Here is a 20,791-nt window from a genome sequence, read left to right as displayed (position 1 = left end):
CTACCAATCAGCAAATAATCCATTGTACAACTGCTCGCATGAATACAATGGTGCAACTTGTGTGCGAACAGGGGAGCATTCCTTTGTTTTGACAGGATGTAGGTAACAACAAAAAAGATAGGTGGACATCGTTTAATTGAAAAATTGAAGACAATAAACCTATCCAAACGTTGAAATGATACGATAGCCGTGGCCCAAGGCCGAAAAATAGTGATTACATTATTTTTAAAAGCTATGTAGATTTCTAGAAAGCCATATCAACATACTCGTATGATGATATGGCTTTTATCATATATAAAGTGCCGTCTTCTCTTTTTTCGAGACATATTTCTACTTTTCGGCACACCTAAAGTTGTATATTTGCAACCGCAAAAATACTCTCTATATATGGCAACCATACGTTATACGAAGACTGATGAAGCCCCGGCACTGGCAACCCAATCTTTTTTGCCAATCGTCAAGGCATTCACGAAAACCGCAGCTATCTCTATTGAGACGAAAGATATTTCATTAGCAGGAAGGATAATAGCTACTTTCCCGGATTTTTTGACCGAATCACAACGTATTTCCAACCATTTAGAAGAGCTCGGTGCCCTCGCAAAAACTGCTGAGGCAAATATCATCAAGCTTCCGAATATCAGTGCTTCAATTCCACAATTATCAGAAGCTATCGAAGAATTGCAATCAAAAGGTTATGCCATACCCGACTATCCTGCCGATCCAAAGACCGATGGGGAGAAAAGTATAAAGGCCCGTTATGATAAAATCAAGGGTAGTGCCGTAAATCCGGTCTTACGGGAAGGCAACTCTGATAGACGTGCGCCAAAAGCAGTAAAAAATTACGCAAAAAAGAATCCACATAAAATGGGGGTTTGGTCTTCAGATTCAAAGACCCATGTGGCCACGATGACCTCGGGCGACTTCAGTCATAACGAAAAATCACTTACGCTACAAAATCCGACTGAAATCAAAATCGTTCATAAGACCGCTACAGATGAAGTGATATTAAAGGCGTCGTTGGCATTACAAGAAGGGGAAATTATCGATGCGACGGTAATGGACAGAAAAGCCTTGGTGTCGTTTTTAAAAGCACAGTTTGACGCCGCCAAACAAGATGGTCTATTACTTTCCTTACATTTGAAGGCTACCATGATGAAGGTCTCTGATCCCATCATTTTTGGTCATGCCCTTGAAGTCTACTTTGATGCTATTTTCCAAAAATATGGTGTTTCACTCGAGAAAGCCGGGGTCAATCCGAATAATGGTTTAGAAAGCCTATTTGACAAGCTTGAGAACCTATCCGATGCTGAACAGGAAGAAATTACGAAAGCCATTCATCAAGTACTTGCAGATGGGCCTGACCTGGCCATGGTGAATTCCGATAAGGGAATTACCAATCTTCATGTGCCAAGTGACATCATTATAGATGCGTCAATGCCTGCGATGATACGAAACTCAGGTAAAATGTGGGATAAGAACGGAACACTTCGAGATACCAAGGCGGTTATACCTGATAGCAGCTATGCGGGTATTTATCAAGCAACCATAGATTTTTGTAAAGCCAATGGGGCTTTTGATCCCACAACTATGGGTACCGTACCCAACGTTGGTCTTATGGCCCAAAAAGCTGAGGAATATGGCTCGCATGACAAGACTTTTGAGATAAGCTCAAAAGGTAAGGTGCAGGTGATAGATCTCAAAACGAATAACGTATTGATTGAGCACGAGGTTGAAGAGGGTGATATTTGGAGAATGTGCCAGGTCAAGGATGCCCCTATAAAAGACTGGGTAAAACTTGCCGTCAATAGGGCAACGGCAACAGGTGTTCCCGCCGTTTTTTGGTTGGATGAAAATAGGGCCCATGATGCCGAATTGATAAAAAAAGTAAATCAATACCTTAAAGAGCATGATACTGAGGGATTACAATTGCATATCTTATCCCCAGTAGAAGCCACCCACTTTACGTTGAAAAGAATAAAGGCCGGTCAAGATACCATTTCTGTTTCCGGTAATGTATTAAGGGATTACCTCACTGATCTATTCCCTATTTTGGAGGTTGGAACGAGTGCAAAAATGCTTTCCATCGTACCATTGATGAATGGTGGTGGCCTTTTTGAAACCGGCGCCGGTGGTTCTGCACCAAAACACGTAGAACAATTTTTGGAAGAAGGGCATTTGCGATGGGATTCACTGGGGGAATTCTTGGCTCTAGGCGTTTCATTGGAACATTTTGGGGAGAAAAATGATAATACCAAAGCACGAATTCTAGCAGAAGCTTTAGACAACGCCACCGAACAGTTCTTAGATAACGATAAATCGCCGTCACGAAAAGTGAATGAGCTCGATACCCGTGGGAGCCATTTTTACTTAGCCCTCTACTGGGCGCAGCAATTGGCCGCCCAAAATGAGGACCTTGACCTTAAGGGGATTTTTACACCTATTGCAAACGCACTATCAGGTAATGAGACCGTAATTTTAAAAGAGTTGATAGAGGCACAGGGCAAGAAAATGGATATCGGTGGATACTACTTGCCCGACCCTGAAAAAGCTTCTAAAGCCATGAGGCCAAGTGACACCCTGAACAACATTATCGGTAACTTGTAAAACGGTTTCACGCCGATGATAAAAATCCGCGTTTCTTAAAGCGGGTTTGTTGTAGGTAGCATTTAAGCGATTAAAGATATCCATCACCGATATGTACCTGGGCTAAATTGGAATAAGAAACTTCTTAAAACTGACTATTCGCAAAGCAGGGCCATAAGGGAATTATTCAGATTAACCGGCTTGAAAGGATTAAAGGTGTCTATTTAGATGCTAAATTCCATCTTTGAAGGTTGTCAAAATCGCTCAACGTTAAATCGCCGTACGATATAAATAGTTCTAAGTTAATGTTGTAAATTAGAAACTAAAACTTGTTCTAATCAGAAAACCAAACCAATGCCGAACACACTAAAAGCCCCTCTTTTGGTGCTACTTTTCTTTTCAGTTTTTTCATTTTCCCAAAACAATTACACCATTAGCGGTACCATTAGGGAAGCCTCAAGTAACGAAACACTGATAGGGGTTACCATTGCCGTTCCCGAGTTAAAAACGGGAACGACGACAAATGAGTATGGTTTCTATTCCTTGACCTTACCAAAAGGGGAATATGATATTGTCGTAACCTATTTAGGTTTTAGTGATATTCAACAAAGCCTTGTTTTGGATGGCAATAAAAAAATCAATTTTAGAATGTCTGAAGAGGCAGAACAACTTGATGAAGTGGTAGTCTCTGAAAACCCCGAGCGTTTAGATATCAGAAAACCCCAAATGAGCGTGAATACGCTTGCCGTAAAAACCATCAAAAAAATACCGGTGGTCCTCGGTGAGGCCGATGTTATCAAATCGTTATTGCTGTTGCCCGGTGTGACGAATGCCGGTGAAGCTTCCTCAGGATTCAATGTGCGAGGTGGCGCTGCTGACCAGAATTTAATATTATTGGATGAGGCGATTATTTTTAACTCTTCCCATTTATTCGGGTTTTTCTCAGTGTTCAATCCCGATGCCATTAAAGATGTGAAGTTGTTTAAGGGCGGTATTCCAGCTAGATATGGCGGAAGGGTCTCATCGGTACTTGAAATTTTTCAAAAAGAAGGAAATAGTAAGGAATTAAAAGTAAATGGCGGTATAGGAGCCGTTGCAAGTCGATTATTGGTAGAGGGGCCCATTACAAAAGATAAAACAGCATTTCTGGCAGGTGGTCGGGCTTCATATGCCCATTTGTTCCTTCCGCTTTTTGATGTCGATAATCGCGCCTATTTTTATGATGTCAACACTAAAATAAGCCATCGTATCAATGAGAATAACAGTATTTTTCTGTCGGGTTACTTCGGTAGGGACTTATTCAGCATTAACGATAGTTTTGTAAATATTTACGGAAATGCCTTTGGTAATTTCAGATGGAACCATTTATTTTCCGATAAGCTGTTTTCCAACCTATCCGTAATCTACTCTGACTACTTTTATGGCCTTGAATTGGATTTTGTAGGCTTTGAATGGGATTCAGGTATTCAAAATTTCAACCTGAAATATGATTTGAAGCATTACATAAACGACAAGTTTCAAGTAAATTATGGTATTAATAATATCTATTATGTCTTTAATCCCGGAAAAATAAGACCGAATAGTGACGATTCGGGTATTGTTGAAGAGCAGCTTACCAAAAAATTCGCCAATGAAGCCGCTGCCTATGTAGATGTAGAACAAAAGGTAACCGATAACCTAAGTGTCAACTACGGCTTAAGGGTAAGCAATTTTAACCGTTTGGGCCAAGATGAGCTATTCATTTACGAAAACAACCAACCCGTACTTTTCGACCCTTTTCAACTGATATATACCGAGGCCACCCCCATAGATACCATAAATCCTGGGCGCAGCACGAGCTTAGAGACATTTACCAATCTAGAACCACGAATATCGGCATCGTATACCTTAAATGACAAGGCTTCGGTTAAAGCTAGCTACACACGTTTGGCCCAGTATTTACATCTACTTTCAAACACAAGCTCCCCTACCCCATTGGACGTTTGGGCGCCAAGCGGTCCGTTTATCGAACCCCAGTTATTGGACCAATATGCCTTGGGTTATTTCAGAAATATCAAGGGAGGTGAATATTCCCTAGAGCTTGAAGGTTTTTATAAGGACATTCAAAATCGTATCGATTATATCGATGGAGCCGACCTCATAGCAAATGATGCCATTGAACAGGTTATTTTGAATGGGGAAGCACGTGCTTATGGCCTGGAATTGCTTTTTAGAAAAAATGAGGGGCGTTTTCAGGGTTGGCTCGCCTACACGCTTTCAAGATCGGAACAACGCACCCCAGGCAGGCCACCAGTAGTCGATAACGGCCGTTCGAACCTAGAAACGGGCATTAACTTTGGCGAATGGTACAGCACCCCATTCGATAAGACACATGATCTTTCACTCTTTGGTAATTTTGATTTAAATGACAAGTGGAACTTCAACGCAAATTTCATTTATCAAACCGGACAGCCCACTAATCTTCCGGTAGGCCAGTTTGAGTTTGAAGAATTGGTGGTTCCTTTCTTTGGCCTCCGTAATGAACAACGGTTACCTGATTTTCATCGACTCGATGTTTCAGCGACTTACAAACCGAAAAAAAATAGAAAAAGTAACTTTCAATCTGAATGGGTCTTTAGCGTTTATAACGTGTACAATAGAATGAATGCTGCATCCATCAATTTTAGGCAAAACCAAGATACAGGGCAGAATGAGGCCATCAGAACCTCAATTTTTGGGGTGATACCTGCCGTTACCTATAATTTTAGATTTTAATAAAATGAAAAAGATACTATATTTTCTTCCCTTGCTATTTGTGATGATATCCTGTGAAGATGTTATTGATGTTGACCTACCGCCGACTGAGTCAAGGTTGGTTGTCAACGGTGTTCTTCGAGTAGATGTGACGGAAGAGTTTATTCCTGTCGAAATTAGGGTCACGGAGACAAGCGATTTTTTCAGTGGGAATGAGCCGACTGAACTTGAAAGTGCCATCATTATTTATGGTACACCAGATCCGGATGCTCCTGAAATTTTAGACCTATCACCAGGAAATGGTGGTACCTCCTCGCTTGCTGAGGTAAATCCGGGTAGTGGTATTTATGTACCTGACCCCACATTTGATGAAGACCAACGCATAGGAATTGAATTTGCCCGCCCTGGTATCGTGTTCATTTTAATTATAGAACGTGAAGGTAGACGATTTGCTGCACGAACTACTTTCGCTCCATCGATACCCATTGACAATATCGAACAGGGCACGGAAACTTTATTTGATGATGACGAAACAGAAGTTATCATTACTGTTACCGACAATCCAGATCAAGAGAACTTTTATGTCTTTGATTTTGATTTTGGCGAATTTTTAGCACTGGATGATCAATTTATTGATGGACAAGAATTTCAGTTCTCGTATTTCTATGACAATGAGTTAGAACCAGGTGACACTGCGGAAATCAGTATTCTAGGAGCTGATCGGGAATTTTTCAATTACATAGATCTTATCGTAGAACAGACCGAAGATAACGGTGGGGTATTCGAGACCCCTGCCGCCACTGTACGAGGAAATGTCTTTGATGTTACCGACCTAGACAATATCGATGTATTTGACAATGTAGACCAGCCTGAGCTTTTTGCATTAGGTTATTTTGCAGTGGTCCAAGAATTTAAGGAAAGTATCACTATTGAATAGCCGACTTAAATATATAGCGATGCTTCCTTTGAAGTGTCTTCTTTGTCTGCTTCCCATTAGTTGTGAAGACGTCATCGATGTAGAAACATTTCCCGATGACCCCAGATTGATTGTAAACGGCATCGTTAGGGTTGACTTGACTGAAGAGTTCGTACCTGTTGAAATAAGGGTAACGGAAACCAGTGACTTTTTTGGGGAACCTACCATTACACAATTGGACGAGGCGGTCATATTGGTCGGCGAGTCAGACCCTGATGATCCATTCAATCAAAATTTTGGTACTTCGGTATTGGTCGAAACAGAACCGGGTAGCGGTATATATATTCCTAGCTACATCCCCGGAACGGATACCGACGATCGTATAAGAACGGAATTTTTGACACCGAATACGGTATTCTTCCTTATTGTTGAACATAAAGGCAAACGTTATCTAGGGCAGACCAATTTCGTTTCAACAGTACCTATAGATAACCTAGTGCAAGGTGATGAAACCTTATTTGATGATGACGATACAGAGGTCAAAGTTACTTTCACCGATGTACCGGACGAAGAGAATTACTATGTTTTTGATTTTGGCTTTGGCGAGTTTTTGGCTATAGACGACCAATTCATCGACGGACAAACTTTTGAATTCTCCTTTTTTTACGAGGATTTAGACCCTGGCAGCGTGGCGGAAGTCAGTATTCTGGGAGCAAACCGACAATTTTTTAATTACATAGATCTGCTCGTTGAACAAACTACCGATAATGGGGGCGTCTTTCAGACTCCAGCCACTACACCACGAGGTAATATGTTTGATGTTACCGGACTCGATAATATCGAAATTTTTGATAATACGGGAAACCCGCAAGAATTCGCCCTAGGTTATTTTGCCGTTGTGCAAGAGTTCAAACAGCAAATCACAATTGAATAGGCTACCAACTACAATAGTAAATTGAGCAGTAGGATAACTGAAATAGCCACCAATCCCTGAAATAAAGTAGCTAATGTATGGCCCTTCAGGGCACTCTCCATGTTCATATTCGAAAATTGTGATACTACCCAGAAGTAGCTGTCATTGATATGGGAAACGGTCATCGCCCCCGCCCCTACCGCTAATACCGCCAATGCTTTTTCAGGTATGCTTATAAGCCCAAAGACACTTAGTAACGGAGCGATAATGGCTGCTGTTGTAATAATTGCAACAGTAGAAGAACCTTGCGAAGTTTTTAAAACAGCGGCAATAACAAAACACAATACCAATCCCCCATGCTGTGAAGAAGAATCCAGATTTAAAATAGAAGCGATATCCAAAGTCCTCAAGATTGCACCGAACGCCCCACCAGCACCTGTAATCAAGACAATCAACCCTGCTTGTTTAAGGGCATCCACGATCCAAGTATTCTTTGTTTTAAGATCGACACCTTGTGCTAATGGAAAAGAGAGAAAAACGCCAACCAATAATGCAACAATTGGATTCCCTATAAATACCATTATAGTAAACAGCATACCTTCACCTAAAGGATGTGTCGGGTATTCAGCAATGGATTTGAGCGCAATAAGTACCACGGGAACCAACAAGGGTAAAAAAGCCTTGATTGTTGAGACTTGACCGTTGAAAACAGCCTCGCCCGTTTCCTTTTCCGGTGTCACCTGTTCGTGGTTTTCCTTCAACCGATTACCCATAAATTTCGCCCATTGATATCCGGTCAATGAAACAGGAACGGCCACCAACGGGCCCAAAAGCATTACCATACCCAAATCAGCCTCAAGAATTGCTGCGGCAGCCAACGGTCCTGGCGTAGGTGGAACAAACACATGTGCGGAATATAGGCCTGTAGCCAATGCAATGGCAAATACCAATTTCGGAATTTTGGTCTTATCGCTCAGTGTTTTGTTCAATGATGATAAGATCACAAAACCGGAATCACAAAAAACTGGTATTGAAATAACAAACCCTGCTAAATTCAATGCCAAGGGAGACCGCTTCATTCCTATCGCATGTAGTATGGTGTTTGCCAAAACCTTGGTGCCACCGGTTTTCTCTAAAAAAATACCGATAATGGTTCCGAATGCGATGACCAAACCTATTCCCGATAAGGTTTTACCAAAACCCCCACTCATTACCGTCATAATCTCATCTGGCGCCAACCCAAATGAAAACCCAGCTGCCAAAGCCGCAATCGTCAATGAAAACACCGGATGCATTTTGAATTTTAGAGTCGCTACGATAATGAATGCGATTATGACAAAAAGAATAAGGAGTTCCATTTAGTATTGGTTTTAAAATCGTAGCCTGGGCATTGCTATCAGCAAAGTATTCTGTTTCAGGTTTATCCAAATAAATACGGAATGCAATAACTACTAATTAAAATGAACAGAAAGAACGCCACAAGAATATATACTTCCTTTTGTTTGAAATCACTCCATTTAGGTAAGACCGTAGCGGTCATGTTCTGTTTTTTTCCATAATCTGAGGTGAAGTAACTCACTGCATAAGCTATAACCAAAGTCAGTACTACTCCAGTAAAGTTGAGCCAAATCCAAAAAATCTCAAATCCAAAATCAAGACCAAATATATTCTGCATGGTCTTTGAAAAGACCAAGTTCACCAAAACCGCAACAAGAATGCCCGCATTCATACCAATATGATTCACTTTTTTAGAAAAAATGGCGAGTAAAAAAGTAACTAGAACGGGCCCATAAAAAACGGAGCCTATCGCATTGATGATCTCTATGACCGCACTTTTACTACCGCCGAACAAGAACGAACAGGCCATACAGACCAGACCCCAAAAAATGACGGATAGTTTTGAGATTAGCATGTACTTTTTGGGCGACAACTGCTTTTTACCGCGATTAAAGAAATCTTCAACACTTACCGCCGAAAGGGAATTGACCGTAGAACTCAACGAAGACATTGCTGCAGATAGAATACCCACCATTAGCAGACCAATAAATCCGTGGGGTAAATACTTGGTAATGAATATTGGAATCATCAAATCAGGCTTCGTTCCACTTTGTGCGAATTCTTTTGGAAAATACTTTTGGGTCATGGCACTTATTTCGGCCAAAAAATCAGGGGCGGCCGTAACCAAGCCACCAATAATCAATCCGATTGTACAATACAATAGAACAACAGGAAAACGCAATAATCCGTTCGCCAAGAGCAGCTTTTTAATCGTGCCTTCATCTTTTGCAGACAACATGCGCTGTGCCTGGGTCTGGTCACACCCATAATACGAAACATAAAGAAAAAAGCCTCCAATCAACATAGGCCAAAATCCATATTCGTCACCAGCACCGATCCCCCAATTAAAATCAATTGCCTGCAAACGATCCGTTTCAAAACCGTTGGCAAATCCATCATGTGAATCCAACAACTGCCATCCGTAAAATAAACAGGTCAATAAGCCTAAAAACAAGATGATCATTTGAATGGCATCACCCCACACCACAGCTTTCATTCCCCCTTGCCAAGAATAGATAATCGTAATTACGCTAATAATCAAAATGGTATAGACAAAGTCAATGTCGAGTACGGCCTGTAGAATAATCGCGATGGTATAAACCATTACCCCTGTGCCCAAGGCGCGACTGATTTGAAAAACAACACTCAAAATCAATCTGGTGGACGTATCGAATTTTTTTTCCACGAACTCATAAATACTGACCACCCCTGAACGAAACAACGGTGGAATGATAAACAACATGATGAACAACATGGCGAGGGGCACGGCAAATTCAAAAGACAACCATTTCATGCCCCCACCGAGTTTTAGACCTACAAACGCCGGTGCCGAGATAAAACTTATTGCGGAAAGTTGGGTAGCCATCGTTGATAGACTCAAGGGAAACCACCCCATACTCCTACCCCCTAAAAAGTAGTCTTTTGAATCTTTATTATCCTTGAAGAAATAGCCCATGGCCAAAAATCCGATAAGATAAACCGCAACGAGAACATAGTCTAAGGTATTCATGTCATGCTCTTTTAATGAAATCGATATATAGCGCCGCCGACCATGAAAAGTTGTTTCCCCCGTAACCTATTTCCAAACCTTCGACAACTTCTTTTCTTGGGTCAAAATACTCGTAGAACCCAAATTTTTCCAATAGATAGAGGGTGTCCGATTTTAATTGTTCCGCTTCTCTTTTAAACCCATACCGTTTTAAACCATGATAAATAATCCAGTTAAGGTTTATCCAAACTGGGCCGCGCCAATAGCGTTTTGGATCAAAATCTTGACTGGTAGGGTCAAAAGAGGCGCAGAGCAAGAGTTCATTTTCCTTACCGGAAAAAATGCCTCGATTAAAATGGGTTTTGATAATGGAATCCGCTATCGCTTTAGTAGCGATTCCGGCAAATAAAGGGGCGAATGAAGATGAAGAAACATAATCGATAGTCCTTCTATTTCTAAGGTCATAGTAGACATAAGCACCCTTGTCTTCATTGAACAACTTTGAATTGAAAGTGGTAATGGCCTTTTGGTGCCATACGCTTAACTGTGCTACTTCCTTATCCTTACCCAAAAGTTTACCTAAACGTACAAGGCTTTCATTTGACTTGATCAACATAGCATTGAACAAGGGATCTTGGATTAAAAAAGGGCAGTTTTTGGCAATCAAGGTATCGTCATACCTCCATTCCTTAAAAAGTTCAATAAGGTGTATATAATGTTGATACTCGCGATTTGAAGGACGATTGACTGCATCTACATGTTGGGTGTCACGCCGATTTAATTCGTAATTGGGCGAGTCCATATCTTTCCAAATCAAATCCCAAACAGGGGTATTGTCGGTTCCTGATTCCCAATTATGGCAGATATAGACCAGTCCCTCATCATAGGGGTCCCGTTGGGTATAAAAGTACTGCTGAAGTAAAAAGGCTTGGTCATAGACTTCTTCCACAAACGTTTTTTCGGTCTCGTTGGAAATATCATAAATAGCCTCAATAGCAAAGCCCAATACTGGAGGTTGGGTAATCCCCGAAGTGGGTAACTTAGGGGCATGGGCATTTAAATGGGACGCATGTACTTCAGGACCGGGAAAATAGGAATCCGATTTATTATGGAATAAAATATGGGGGATAAAGCCATTCTTCCATTGCCCCAGTAACAAAGACTTGATCTCTTGTTTGGCCCGCTCTAAATCAATATGGGCCAAACCGATGGCAATGAAACCGGAATCCCAATTCCATTGAAACGGATATAATCCTTCACAGGGAATGGTAAAACCATTTTTCCAATTATTTTGCAATACGCTTTGCGCATTTAAAAGCAGTTGGTTTTCTTTCATATAAGTAACCGAATGTCGGTACTAAATATAAAGTATTCTTATTACTTTTAAACCCCATGAAGACAGATAAGGAGTTATTGGTAAAGGGATTGAAATCATTTGGCTACACTGCATTGACCCTATTTGTGGCCCCAATCGTCATTTATCAAGCCTTTAAGAATACCGATAAACCCTTGTTCATTCCCGTATTGATCGTGGGCATATTACTTGCAGGACTAGCCATTTATTTAGGCTTTCGCTCCGTTAATATTGTTATGGACGCCGTATTTGGAAAAAAAAAGAAATGACTATCGATTTCGCGCCTTAGTAGGTTTCCATTTATTCGTTAAACTGGTATAGTCATAGTCTAAAACCGATTTTTGCCTTCTTAATTGATTGGCCGCAAAGGCTCGTTGCAAGATATCCTCAATCAAATAATCTTCATGTACCTGCGTGGGTAAAAACTCTTGCTTCAGGCTAATTTTAAAGGCTTTTGCCGTAGTATTGTACCAGAAGGCCCGCCAACCGCTTCGTAACTCCTTAATTAGGTTAAAGGCAGTGCTACCGGTTTGACGATGGATAAGCTTAATCAGTATTTGACCTTCGGTTCGCGTTAACTTCTTTAGTTCATCTGAAAATTCGCCCTCAATATATTTTTGAACCTTTTTGGTATAGCGCTTCTGATGGCGTTTCTTTTTTATTTGTGCTATGCTATCATTGAGTTCAACGAGCCTTTCGGCCGCTAACTTCGCATATGGATAGACCTTCAGGGTTTTACGCCGCAGGATATAGTATCGTAATTTCTCTTTTTTGTCGGCAAATTCGAGTTTGCCAAAAATGTAAACATCATCTAAAGGAATGGAACTCAATAAGACGGAATCCCCCTCCATTCTAACATAGTATTCCGGTATGGTATCATTTGGTTCCTCTTCTTGGGCGTTTAGCAAAAAAGAAGCACCTAACAGACATATCAAACTAAATTTTCTTAGCATGGAATTCGTAGGTCATAAATCATACCAAAAGTAACGATAAAGCTTTATTCTTATTATTAAATAAAAGTGAATATTGCTATGTTTGTAGGCTAAAACATACCTATGGCCACATCGAAGATTATCAATGCCAAATCGCTAAAGTTTTTTGAAAAATATTTGAATAATGCGTCACCAACGGGTTATGAATGGGAAGGGCAAAAAATTTGGATGGATTATCTCAAACCCTATGTTGATGAATTCATCACCGATACCTACGGCACTGCGGTTGCCGTTATAAATCCTGAAGCGGAGTATAAAGTAGTCATTGAGGGGCATTCCGATGAAATTTCTTGGTATGTCAACTATATTACGGATAATGGTCTCATCTATGTCATTAGAAATGGTGGAAGTGACCATCAAATAGCACCATCGAAATGGGTAAATATCCACACTAAAAACGGGATTGTCAAAGGCGTTTTTGGCTGGCCGGCGATACATACCCGAAAAAATGGAAAAGAAGAGGCGCCAAAATTGGACAACATCTTTATCGATATTGGTGCGAAGGACAAAGAGGAGGTTGAAAAAATGGGGGTTCATGTGGGCTGCGTAATAACCTACCCAGACGAGTTTCAGGTTTTGAACAAAGACAAATTCGTTTGTAGGGCATTGGATAATCGTGCCGGTGGGTTTATGATCGCCGAAGTGGCCCGGCTATTGCATGAAAACAAGAAAAAATTGCCTTTTGGGCTCTACATTACCAATTCGGTACAGGAGGAAATCGGATTACGGGGAGCAGAAATGATCACCCAGACCATAAAGCCCAATGTTGCCATCGTTACCGATGTTACCCATGATACGACCACCCCGATGATCGATAAGAAAACACAAGGTGATGCTGCCATAGGCAAAGGCCCTGTTATTGCCTATGCCCCGGCTGTACAGCAAAAATTACGGGAGCGTATTGTAGAAACGGCAGAAGCAAAAAAGATTCCTTTTCAACGTGCCGCGAATTCTAGGGCAACAGGTACCGATACCGATGCTTTTGCCTACAGCAATGGGGGTGTGGCATCCGCTTTGATCTCATTACCGCTTCGTTATATGCATACAACCGTTGAGACCGTACATCGTGAGGACGTTGAAAATGTAATCCGTTTGATTTATGAAACTTTACTGACCATAAAATCTGGGGAAACGTTTAGTTACTTTGACTAAAAGCCGCTCCTAGATCCCTGCTGAACAGGAGGGTTTTATTATGGATGAACTTGTGGACATTTTAAATGAGGATGGTTCCCCAACTGGAAATACTGCCTTAAAGTCCGTTGCACATGCTAACGGACTTTTTCATCCAACCATACATGTATGGTGCTATTCTTTAGAAGGTTATCTTCTTTTACAGCAACGCGGAAAATACAAGGAAACCTATCCCCTAAAATGGGATGTTTCCGCTGCGGGGCACATTGGTGCAGGTGAAAGTCCGGAGACTGGGGCTGTTCGGGAATGTCAGGAAGAACTGGGTATTGCAGTTACCATAGCGAGCTTAGAAAAAATCACGATTTACAAGAAAGAAAAGAAGCATGACAATGGTATTTTTGATAGGGAATACACCCATGTCTTTATATATCAATTGGATAGGAAGGTAAAACTCACCAAGCAAGAAAGTGAGGTTGAGGCATTGGAATGGGTTTCCATTCAAGATTTTGAATCTTGGATACTTCGAAAACCGGAAAAGTTCATACCAAATTCAGAAAAGCGTTTCGAATTCGTAATTGCAGAAATACAAAAACGATTAGCTACCGCTATTTAAAAAATACTTTCGGCGTTTCTTCTAATTTATGGACCGTTTGCTCACCAGATGTCATATCCTTCAAAATAAATGTTTCATTTTCCAGCTCTTTTGCACCCAATAAAATGACGTAGGGCACATTGCGCTTATCGGCATACTTAAATTGTTTTTGAACCTTCGTCGCTGAGGGGTATAAATCTGCCTTGATACCTTTTACCCTTAGTCTTGAGATTAGCTTTAAGGCAGCTAAACCTTCTTTTTCCCCAAAGTTCAAGCAAAGAACCTGCAAGGATTGCGCTATTGATTCTGGAAAAAGGTCCAATTCTTCGAGTACAAGATAAATTCTATCCAAACCAAAGGAAATCCCCACACCACTGATATCCTTTAGGCCGAAAATTCCCGTAAGATCGTCATAACGACCTCCGCCACCAATGGATCCCATGTTGACACCTTTCGGGGCGGTAACCTCAAAAATAGCACCCGTATAGTAATTGAGTCCGCGTGCCAAGGTAACATCTAATTCCAATTTTGCCGATTTTAGACCCAGCTCATGAACGGTTGAAATAATTTCTTGTAGTTCTGCTATACCTTGTAGCCCAACCTCGGATTCCCCTAAAAGTGTTTTTAGCTGTAGTAGCTGTGCTTCGGCGGTACCGGACATCTCAAATAATGGGGATGCTTTCGCAATGGCCCTTTCTGGAATTCCTTTCAAAAGCATCTCTTCCTTTACCTTGGCCTCCCCTATTTTATCCAATTTATCCAAAGCCACCGTGAAATCGACCAATAGGCGTTTCGCCCCAATGACTTCCGCAATACCTGAAAGTATTTTTCGATTGTTGACTTTAATAGTCGTACCGGTTAGGCCCAAATCGGTAAAAACCGCATCGTAAAGTTGTACCAGTTCTGCCTCTTGTAGTAATGAATTGGCCCCAACAATATCGGCATCGCATTGATAGAATTCCCTAAAGCGTCCTTTCTGGGGGCGGTCTGCACGCCAAACAGGTTGAATTTGATAGCGTTTGAACGGAAAATCCAATTCGTTCTGGTGCATTACTACATAACGCGCAAAGGGTACCGTCAAATCATAGCGCAATGCCTTTTCACTAATCTTAGGCGCAAGGGAAGTGGAATTCTTAGAGCTATAGGTGACATCATCTACTTTCGAAATAAAATCGCCTGAATTTAAAATCTTAAAGATCAATCGGTCCCCTTCATCGCCATATTTACCCAACAGGGTTTCAGCGTTTTCAAAACTTGGCGTTTCTATGGGTTGAAATCCAAAAAGCCCAAACTGCTTTTTGATCGTATCAAAAATATAATTTCGTTTTGCAAGCACTGCTGGTGAAAAATCTCGAGTACCTTTTGGAATGGATGGTTTCTGTGCCATGAAGTTTTTAATCTGATGCAAATATCGTTTTATCCGATGATTTCATCAAACCATTGGTATAATTCACCTTTCGTGATGGTTGCCCCTTGCTGGATCAAATCGAATTTATCTTGATTTTTATCATCGGTGTATGCCTTTGAAGCGGTCAGGTATTCCACGAAATCAGATTGAAAATTACGTTTGAACCAACCAAAACCTACTTTGGTACGCAAATCGATTTCAGGATTTAAAATTTTTACTGAAATCAGCTTCATCTCTTTGTCGGTCAATTCGAAAAGGTGCATATGCCGTTCTGAGATATTCTCCAAATATTTTACTTTAGAAAGTACCCCTTCCCAGATCAAGTCGCTGAAAACATCCAGTTCTTCTTCCGCTGCCTCAGGTTTTTCTTTTTTCAATGTTGTCCACTCCTCAGCGGTAATGGATTGTGTGGCCAAAAAGTTGATGAACTCTTGATGCAGTTCTTCAAACTGTTCTTTTGATAACCTTGAATATTTCATATGCCCTGCTTTAGTACTGAATCGGTATGTATTTAGAGATATTGTAAGTTTAAAAAAATTGTTGTCGAATCGAAAAAATCTTACCTGAAATAAAAAAGAGAGCTATGCGGGCATAGCTCTCTTTTAAATCTGTTATGGTAAAAGCTTACTTTGCCTCTGCGATTACTTCAAAAGGAAAGTCAACCATCACTTCTCTATGCAGTCGAATTTTTGCATTGTAAGGTCCGGTTCTTTTTACGGTTCCGCCTTGAATACTGATAAACTTTTTATCGACACCCTGACCTGCTTTTTCAAGCGCAGCGGCCAAATCAATATTAGAGATTGAACCAAATAATTTATCACCTGCACCTACTTTTGCCGGAATCTTGATTTCCAAGGCTTTTAAGCCTTCAGCAATTTTATTTGCTTCGTCGATGACTTTCTTTTCTTTATGTGCTCTTTGCTTTAAATTTTCAGCAAGCACCTTTTTTGCAGACGGAGTAGCCAATGAGGCCATACCCTGGGGAATCAAGAAGTTTCTACCGTAACCGTTCTTAACGGTAACGATATCATCCTTAAAACCCAAATCTTGTACATCTTGTTTTAATATAAGTTCCATTTATCCGTCTTTTATTATTTCAACATATCACCTACATATGGCATCAATGCCAAATGACGTGCGCGTTTAACCGCTTGAGCAACTTTTCTTTGATATTTCAATGAAGTACCTGTTAACCTTCTTGGTAACAACTTACCTTGTTCGTTTACCAATTTCATTAAAAAGTCAGGGTCTTTATAATCAATATACTTGATACCTGATTTTTTAAAACGACAATACTTCTTTTGCTTATTGGTCTCAATATTAAGTGGGGTCAAATACCTGATTTCCCCATCTTTCTTAGACTTTGCCTGCTGTTCTATAGATGACATAACTTATGCTTTTGTTTTTAATTTTGTTCTTCTTTTCTCAGCCCAAGCTATAGCATGCTTGTCCAACTTCACGGTTAAAAAGCGCATAATGCGTTCATCCCTTCTGAACTCAAGCTCATAAGGACCAATAGCTTCGCCCGGAGCACTAAATTCAAATAAGTGGTAAAAACCACTTTTCTTGTTCTGGATCGGATAAGCCAATTTTTTAAGGCCCCAATTCTCTTTGGCCACCATTTTGGCACCATTCTTAATTAAGAAATCTTCAAATTTCTTAACTGTTTCCTCTATCTGGGTCTCAGACAGAACGGGATTCAAAATGAAAACAGTTTCGTAATGATTCATATATACATATTTATTTAAGGAGCGCAAAAGTAAACATTATTAACTCCTTTCACAAGAAAATTTAGAATTGTTCGTTATTCGTTTAAGAAGTTATTAACAATAAAAAAATGAAACCAAACCTACATCGCGCTTAATGCTGAATACACAACAGATTATACCATGTTTACATCTTTTGTTGTAGTTTAACGTTGTTTTTATGTAATTTGCCGATGATTTAACCCCACAAATCACCCCAATTTATGAAACTTAAAAGTATAATTGTAGACGACTCATCAATGCAGCGTATGGCTGTTGCCAAGTTGGTCAACAATCACCCACATCTTGCCTTGGTTGCTGAATACAGCAATGCTATCGAAGCTAAAAACGGATTAAAGAACCATGAAGTGGATGTCATCTTTTTAGATGTTGAAATGCCCATTATCAGTGGTTTTGACCTGTTGGAGGCTTTAGAAAACCCACCACAGGTCATTTTGATTACCGGTAAGCCCGACTATGCATTAAAGGCATTTGATTATGACGTAACCGATTACTTGCACAAACCTATTACCCTGGCACGTTTTGAGGCTTCCGTAAAAAGGGCCGTTGCCAAATACGAGCAAATGAACAGGGTCGATGAGGACGAAGAGCATATCTTTGTGAAGAGTAACCTTAAAAAACGTAAGGTAATCCTTAATGATATTAAGTGGATTGAAGCCTTAGGTGATTATATTAAGTTGGTTACCGATGAGGCGAATATTGTAATTCTATCTACGATGAAGTCTTTTGAACAGCAATTACCAGCTGAAAAGTTTCTTAGAATCCACAAATCATACATTGTGAATCTTGAGAAGATAGAGAAATTCAACAGCAAGAATGTTGAAGTCGGGGGAAGGCAAATTCCTTTAAGCAGAAACAAAAAAACAGAATTGGCAGAGGCACTGGCCAACGTATAGTTAGATGTGGTCTACATTATAGACCAACCGAATACTACGATATTGCGAGATAGCATTAAAAGACTTTTCAATTCTTTTAATGCTATTTTTTGTTTTTGCCATTGATTGTTGCTTGTCGACTTTAACAATGATATTTTTTAGGTATTGGTTGCGTATTCTCGCGATGGCGGGATATTCAGGTCCTAAAACTTGGGCCTTTAGCATACTCCTTAGGGAAGTTGCAAACCAATCTGAGGCCTCGTTTAATTTATTGTAGTCCCTATCCTTAAGGGTGATTTTTATGATACGTATGTGCGGAGGGTATTTGAACTGCCCACGTTCATAAAGCTGTTCACCAAACATTTTTTCAAAATCGTAATTCGATACCTGATGTAATATTTGGTGATAGGGATTGTAGCTCTGTATCAATACCTTACCGCGTTTTTTTGTTCTTCCTGCGCGACCAGCCACTTGTGTCAGAAGCTGAAAGCTACGTTCATGGGCCCTATAATCAGGAAAATTCAATAAGGTATCGGCATTCATTACCCCTACCAAGGCAACGTTTCTAAAATCCAATCCCTTGGTTACCATTTGGGTACCCACCAAAATATCAATCTCGTGCTGTTCAAAAGCCGTAATGATCTTTTCGTAGGCATGTTTGCCCCTCGTGGTATCGAGATCCATTCGGGCAATCGAATTTTCTGGAAAAAGTCTCGTTAGCTCTTCTTGAATCTGTTCCGTTCCAAATCCCTTCGTATCCAAGGTATTACTACCACAGGCCTGACAACTTTGCAATAGGGCGATATGGTAACCGCAGTAATGGCATCGCAATTGGTTTCTACGTTGGTGGTAGGTCAAACTGACATCACAGTTCGGACATTGTGAAACATGCCCGCATGTGGTACATTCCACGATTGGTGCAAATCCGCGTCTATTCTGAAACAATATGACTTGTTCTTTTTCTTCAAGACATCCTGAAATCTCAGTAATCAAACGTTCGGAAAAACGACCTTTCATCCTCTTTTTCCTTGTTTCTTCCTTAATATCGACCAATTCAATGTCAGGCATTAAAACTTCACCGTAGCGTCTCGTTATGGTAGCTAAACCATATTTTTTTTGTTCTACATTATAGTAACTTTCAATACTTGGGGTAGCAGATCCCAGAACACATGCAGAATGGTGTAAATTGGCCAAGACTATCGCAGCGTCCCTTGCATGATATCTGGGTGCGGGATCAAATTGCTTGAATGATGCCTCATGTTCTTCGTCTACAACGATCAATCCTAACTCTTGAAAGGGTAAAAACAAGGCAGATCTTGCACCAACAACCACCCTTGCTTTTTCATTACCATCCAAAACATTATTCCAGACCTCCACCCTTTCATCCAGACTATATTTAGAATGATATATCGCCACTTGATTACCAAAATAAGATTGCATTCTATGGATCAGCTGGGCGGTCAGCGCAATCTCGGGAAGAAGGTACAACACCTGTTTTTGGTCTTGTAGTACTTCATTGATAAGTTTGATAAACACCTCGGTTTTTCCCGAGGAAGTCACCCCATGCAACAAACAGACCTTTTTTTCGTCGAAGGCCAGTTTAATCGCATCAAATGCCTGCCGTTGTTCAGCGTTGAAAGTGATATTCGCGACCATCTTGTCATTGGTTCTGAATTGCACCCTATCAGTTCTGATTTGATACTTTTCAAATACACCTTTGGCTATTAAAGCCTTTATCACTGCGGCCGTAGCCCTACTCTCTGTTTGCAGTTGTTTTAGGGTAATCGGGCCTTTATTCGACGATTGTAACTGAAAGAAGGAAAGCAGTGCATGACTTTGTTTTTTTGCCCTGCTCAATTCTTTTAAAATGCCCTCTAAACCTTCTTCAGAATCATATTTGGCGGCCAATCGCACATAATCGACCATTTTGGGACGATACTTTTCATGCAATTCTTCTTTTAACGCAATGATTCCTTTTTTTACCAATTGATGTACGATAGGCAATACGGTCTTACGTTCTATAATGGCGGCTATTTCGGCGATTCGCAAACTAGATTGGTGCCGCAATGCCTCTAAAATCAAAAACTCATTATCTGATAGGCTTGTATCCTCAATGGTTTCTAAATCTTTAGGGAAAATTAAAGTTTCGCTCTCCAGCAAAAGTGAACTGGGCAGTGCACTGCGCATCACCTCACCTAGGGTGCACATGTAATAGGATGCGACCCACTGCCAATGTTTGAACTGTACCTCAGTGATAATAGGACTATCATCCAATATCTGGTGGATTTCTTTGGCTTCATATGCTTCGGGGGGATTTTGATGTACTTGAACCGCAAGGGAAGTATAGATCTTTGATTTTCCGAACGGTACCGCAATACGAATCCCCTTTTGAATATAGGAAGCTTCTTCAGGACTGATTTGATAAGTAAAAAAACGTTCTAGCGGAATAGGCAATAGTACGTCAACGAAATAGGTCATCTGC

Annotated in this window: 18 protein-coding genes; 8 read left to right on the top strand and 10 right to left on the bottom strand. The window is 40.6% G+C overall.

Annotation, left to right across the window (positions count from 1 at the left end; translation table 11 throughout):
- Window positions 1-387 precede the first annotated feature (387 nt).
- From AACM45_RS01320 to AACM45_RS01305, 4 genes are all read left to right on the top strand, one after another.
- Window positions 388-2,604, top strand: coding sequence for an NADP-dependent isocitrate dehydrogenase (locus tag AACM45_RS01320; RefSeq protein ID WP_339140259.1), 2,217 nt, complete (start codon window positions 388-390; stop codon window positions 2,602-2,604).
- Window positions 2,605-2,937: 333 nt separating this feature from the next.
- Window positions 2,938-5,337: a TonB-dependent receptor gene (locus AACM45_RS01315; protein ID WP_339140258.1), complete on the top strand. Its 2,400-nt coding sequence runs from the start codon at window positions 2,938-2,940 to the stop codon at window positions 5,335-5,337.
- Between the two features lie 4 nt (window positions 5,338-5,341).
- The gene (locus tag AACM45_RS01310) at window positions 5,342-6,253 is read left to right on the top strand and encodes a DUF4249 family protein (RefSeq protein ID WP_339140257.1); all 912 of its coding nucleotides are present in this window, start codon (window positions 5,342-5,344) and stop codon (window positions 6,251-6,253) included.
- A gap of 19 nt (window positions 6,254-6,272) precedes the next feature.
- The gene (locus AACM45_RS01305) at window positions 6,273-7,166 is read left to right on the top strand and encodes a DUF4249 family protein (protein ID WP_339140256.1); all 894 of its coding nucleotides are present in this window, start codon (window positions 6,273-6,275) and stop codon (window positions 7,164-7,166) included.
- 8 nt (window positions 7,167-7,174) lie between these two features.
- Here the strand turns inward: AACM45_RS01305 and AACM45_RS01300 are convergent, their stop codons facing one another.
- From AACM45_RS01300 to AACM45_RS01290, 3 genes are all read right to left on the bottom strand, one after another.
- Complete coding sequence (locus AACM45_RS01300; RefSeq protein WP_339140255.1) at window positions 7,175-8,503, bottom strand: GntP family permease; 1,329 nt, start codon at window positions 8,501-8,503, stop codon at window positions 7,175-7,177.
- A gap of 62 nt (window positions 8,504-8,565) precedes the next feature.
- Window positions 8,566-10,212: a sodium:solute symporter family transporter gene (locus AACM45_RS01295; RefSeq protein WP_339140254.1), complete on the bottom strand. Its 1,647-nt coding sequence runs from the start codon at window positions 10,210-10,212 to the stop codon at window positions 8,566-8,568.
- 1 nt (window position 10,213) lies between these two features.
- On the bottom strand, window positions 10,214-11,527 hold the full coding sequence (locus tag AACM45_RS01290; protein WP_339140253.1) for an amylo-alpha-1,6-glucosidase: 1,314 nt from the start codon (window positions 11,525-11,527) through the stop codon (window positions 10,214-10,216).
- 56 nt (window positions 11,528-11,583) lie between these two features.
- Between AACM45_RS01290 and AACM45_RS01285 the strand changes: the two genes are divergently transcribed.
- Window positions 11,584-11,814 (top strand): DUF6095 family protein, encoded by a 231-nt coding sequence (locus AACM45_RS01285; RefSeq protein WP_339140252.1) that lies wholly within the window; start codon window positions 11,584-11,586, stop codon window positions 11,812-11,814.
- Here AACM45_RS01285 and AACM45_RS01280 read toward each other — a convergent pair whose 3' ends face one another.
- Window positions 11,815-12,498, bottom strand: coding sequence for a DUF4294 domain-containing protein (locus AACM45_RS01280; protein WP_339140251.1), 684 nt, complete (start codon window positions 12,496-12,498; stop codon window positions 11,815-11,817).
- 102 nt (window positions 12,499-12,600) lie between these two features.
- Between AACM45_RS01280 and AACM45_RS01275 the strand changes: the two genes are divergently transcribed.
- Together AACM45_RS01275 and AACM45_RS01270 are read left to right on the top strand one after the other, a co-directional pair.
- Window positions 12,601-13,689: a M42 family metallopeptidase gene (locus AACM45_RS01275; protein WP_339140250.1), complete on the top strand. Its 1,089-nt coding sequence runs from the start codon at window positions 12,601-12,603 to the stop codon at window positions 13,687-13,689.
- A 40-nt stretch (window positions 13,690-13,729) separates the two neighbouring features.
- The gene (locus tag AACM45_RS01270; RefSeq protein ID WP_339140249.1) at window positions 13,730-14,281 is read left to right on the top strand and encodes an NUDIX hydrolase; all 552 of its coding nucleotides are present in this window, start codon (window positions 13,730-13,732) and stop codon (window positions 14,279-14,281) included.
- Here AACM45_RS01270 and hisS read toward each other — a convergent pair.
- From hisS to rpsF, 5 genes are all read right to left on the bottom strand, one after another.
- Window positions 14,274-15,647, bottom strand: coding sequence for a histidine--tRNA ligase (gene hisS / locus AACM45_RS01265; RefSeq protein WP_339140248.1), 1,374 nt, complete (start codon window positions 15,645-15,647; stop codon window positions 14,274-14,276). The genes AACM45_RS01270 and hisS overlap by 8 nt on opposite strands.
- Window positions 15,648-15,676: 29 nt before the next feature.
- A complete protein-coding gene (locus AACM45_RS01260; protein ID WP_339140247.1) occupies window positions 15,677-16,147 on the bottom strand; it encodes a DUF6495 family protein in 471 nt (156 codons plus the stop codon).
- Between the two features lie 145 nt (window positions 16,148-16,292).
- Window positions 16,293-16,745 carry a 50S ribosomal protein L9 gene (rplI, locus tag AACM45_RS01255; RefSeq protein WP_339140246.1) on the bottom strand — a complete coding sequence of 151 codons (453 nt, stop codon included), beginning with the start codon at window positions 16,743-16,745 and terminating at the stop codon, window positions 16,293-16,295.
- Between the two features lie 14 nt (window positions 16,746-16,759).
- Window positions 16,760-17,056 carry a 30S ribosomal protein S18 gene (gene rpsR, locus AACM45_RS01250; protein ID WP_054557866.1) on the bottom strand — a complete coding sequence of 99 codons (297 nt, stop codon included), beginning with the start codon at window positions 17,054-17,056 and terminating at the stop codon, window positions 16,760-16,762.
- Between the two features lie 3 nt (window positions 17,057-17,059).
- Window positions 17,060-17,398, bottom strand: coding sequence for a 30S ribosomal protein S6 (rpsF, locus tag AACM45_RS01245; protein ID WP_339140245.1), 339 nt, complete (start codon window positions 17,396-17,398; stop codon window positions 17,060-17,062).
- A gap of 239 nt (window positions 17,399-17,637) precedes the next feature.
- Here rpsF and AACM45_RS01240 point away from each other — a divergent pair, with 239 nt between their 5' ends.
- A complete protein-coding gene (locus tag AACM45_RS01240) occupies window positions 17,638-18,330 on the top strand; it encodes a LytR/AlgR family response regulator transcription factor (protein ID WP_339140244.1) in 693 nt (230 codons plus the stop codon).
- On the opposite strand, the gene priA is transcribed toward AACM45_RS01240, so the two are convergent.
- Window positions 18,331-20,787: a replication restart helicase PriA gene (gene priA / locus AACM45_RS01235; protein ID WP_339140243.1), complete on the bottom strand. Its 2,457-nt coding sequence runs from the start codon at window positions 20,785-20,787 to the stop codon at window positions 18,331-18,333. It lies immediately after the preceding gene.
- Window positions 20,788-20,791: the final 4 nt, after the last annotated feature.

Origin of the sequence: Croceitalea sp. MTPC5, assembly GCF_036985505.1 — a bacterium.
In the GTDB taxonomy this organism is placed as follows: domain Bacteria; phylum Bacteroidota; class Bacteroidia; order Flavobacteriales; family Flavobacteriaceae; genus Croceitalea.
Note: the sequence above shows the minus strand (reverse complement) of the source record. Positions and strands in the feature narration are given on the sequence as shown.

Excerpts from the sequence above, each read along its gene's own strand:
- AACM45_RS01320 (WP_339140259.1), top strand. The coding sequence starts at position 388 with ATGGCAACCATACGTTATACGAAGACTGATGAAGCCCCGGCACTGGCA.
- AACM45_RS01315 (WP_339140258.1), top strand. The coding sequence starts at position 2,938 with ATGCCGAACACACTAAAAGCCCCTCTTTTGGTGCTACTTTTCTTTTCA.
- AACM45_RS01310 (WP_339140257.1), top strand. The coding sequence starts at position 5,342 with ATGAAAAAGATACTATATTTTCTTCCCTTGCTATTTGTGATGATATCC.
- AACM45_RS01305 (WP_339140256.1), top strand. The coding sequence starts at position 6,273 with ATGCTTCCTTTGAAGTGTCTTCTTTGTCTGCTTCCCATTAGTTGTGAA.
- AACM45_RS01300 (WP_339140255.1), bottom strand. The coding sequence starts at position 8,503 with ATGGAACTCCTTATTCTTTTTGTCATAATCGCATTCATTATCGTAGCG.
- AACM45_RS01295 (WP_339140254.1), bottom strand. The coding sequence starts at position 10,212 with ATGAATACCTTAGACTATGTTCTCGTTGCGGTTTATCTTATCGGATTT.
- AACM45_RS01290 (WP_339140253.1), bottom strand. The coding sequence starts at position 11,527 with ATGAAAGAAAACCAACTGCTTTTAAATGCGCAAAGCGTATTGCAAAAT.
- AACM45_RS01285 (WP_339140252.1), top strand. The coding sequence starts at position 11,584 with ATGAAGACAGATAAGGAGTTATTGGTAAAGGGATTGAAATCATTTGGC.
- AACM45_RS01280 (WP_339140251.1), bottom strand. The coding sequence starts at position 12,498 with ATGCTAAGAAAATTTAGTTTGATATGTCTGTTAGGTGCTTCTTTTTTG.
- AACM45_RS01275 (WP_339140250.1), top strand. The coding sequence starts at position 12,601 with ATGGCCACATCGAAGATTATCAATGCCAAATCGCTAAAGTTTTTTGAA.
- AACM45_RS01270 (WP_339140249.1), top strand. The coding sequence starts at position 13,730 with ATGGATGAACTTGTGGACATTTTAAATGAGGATGGTTCCCCAACTGGA.
- hisS (WP_339140248.1), bottom strand. The coding sequence starts at position 15,647 with ATGGCACAGAAACCATCCATTCCAAAAGGTACTCGAGATTTTTCACCA.
- AACM45_RS01260 (WP_339140247.1), bottom strand. The coding sequence starts at position 16,147 with ATGAAATATTCAAGGTTATCAAAAGAACAGTTTGAAGAACTGCATCAA.
- rplI (WP_339140246.1), bottom strand. The coding sequence starts at position 16,745 with ATGGAACTTATATTAAAACAAGATGTACAAGATTTGGGTTTTAAGGAT.
- rpsR (WP_054557866.1), bottom strand. The coding sequence starts at position 17,056 with ATGTCATCTATAGAACAGCAGGCAAAGTCTAAGAAAGATGGGGAAATC.
- rpsF (WP_339140245.1), bottom strand. The coding sequence starts at position 17,398 with ATGAATCATTACGAAACTGTTTTCATTTTGAATCCCGTTCTGTCTGAG.
- AACM45_RS01240 (WP_339140244.1), top strand. The coding sequence starts at position 17,638 with ATGAAACTTAAAAGTATAATTGTAGACGACTCATCAATGCAGCGTATG.
- priA (WP_339140243.1), bottom strand. The coding sequence starts at position 20,787 with ATGACCTATTTCGTTGACGTACTATTGCCTATTCCGCTAGAACGTTTT.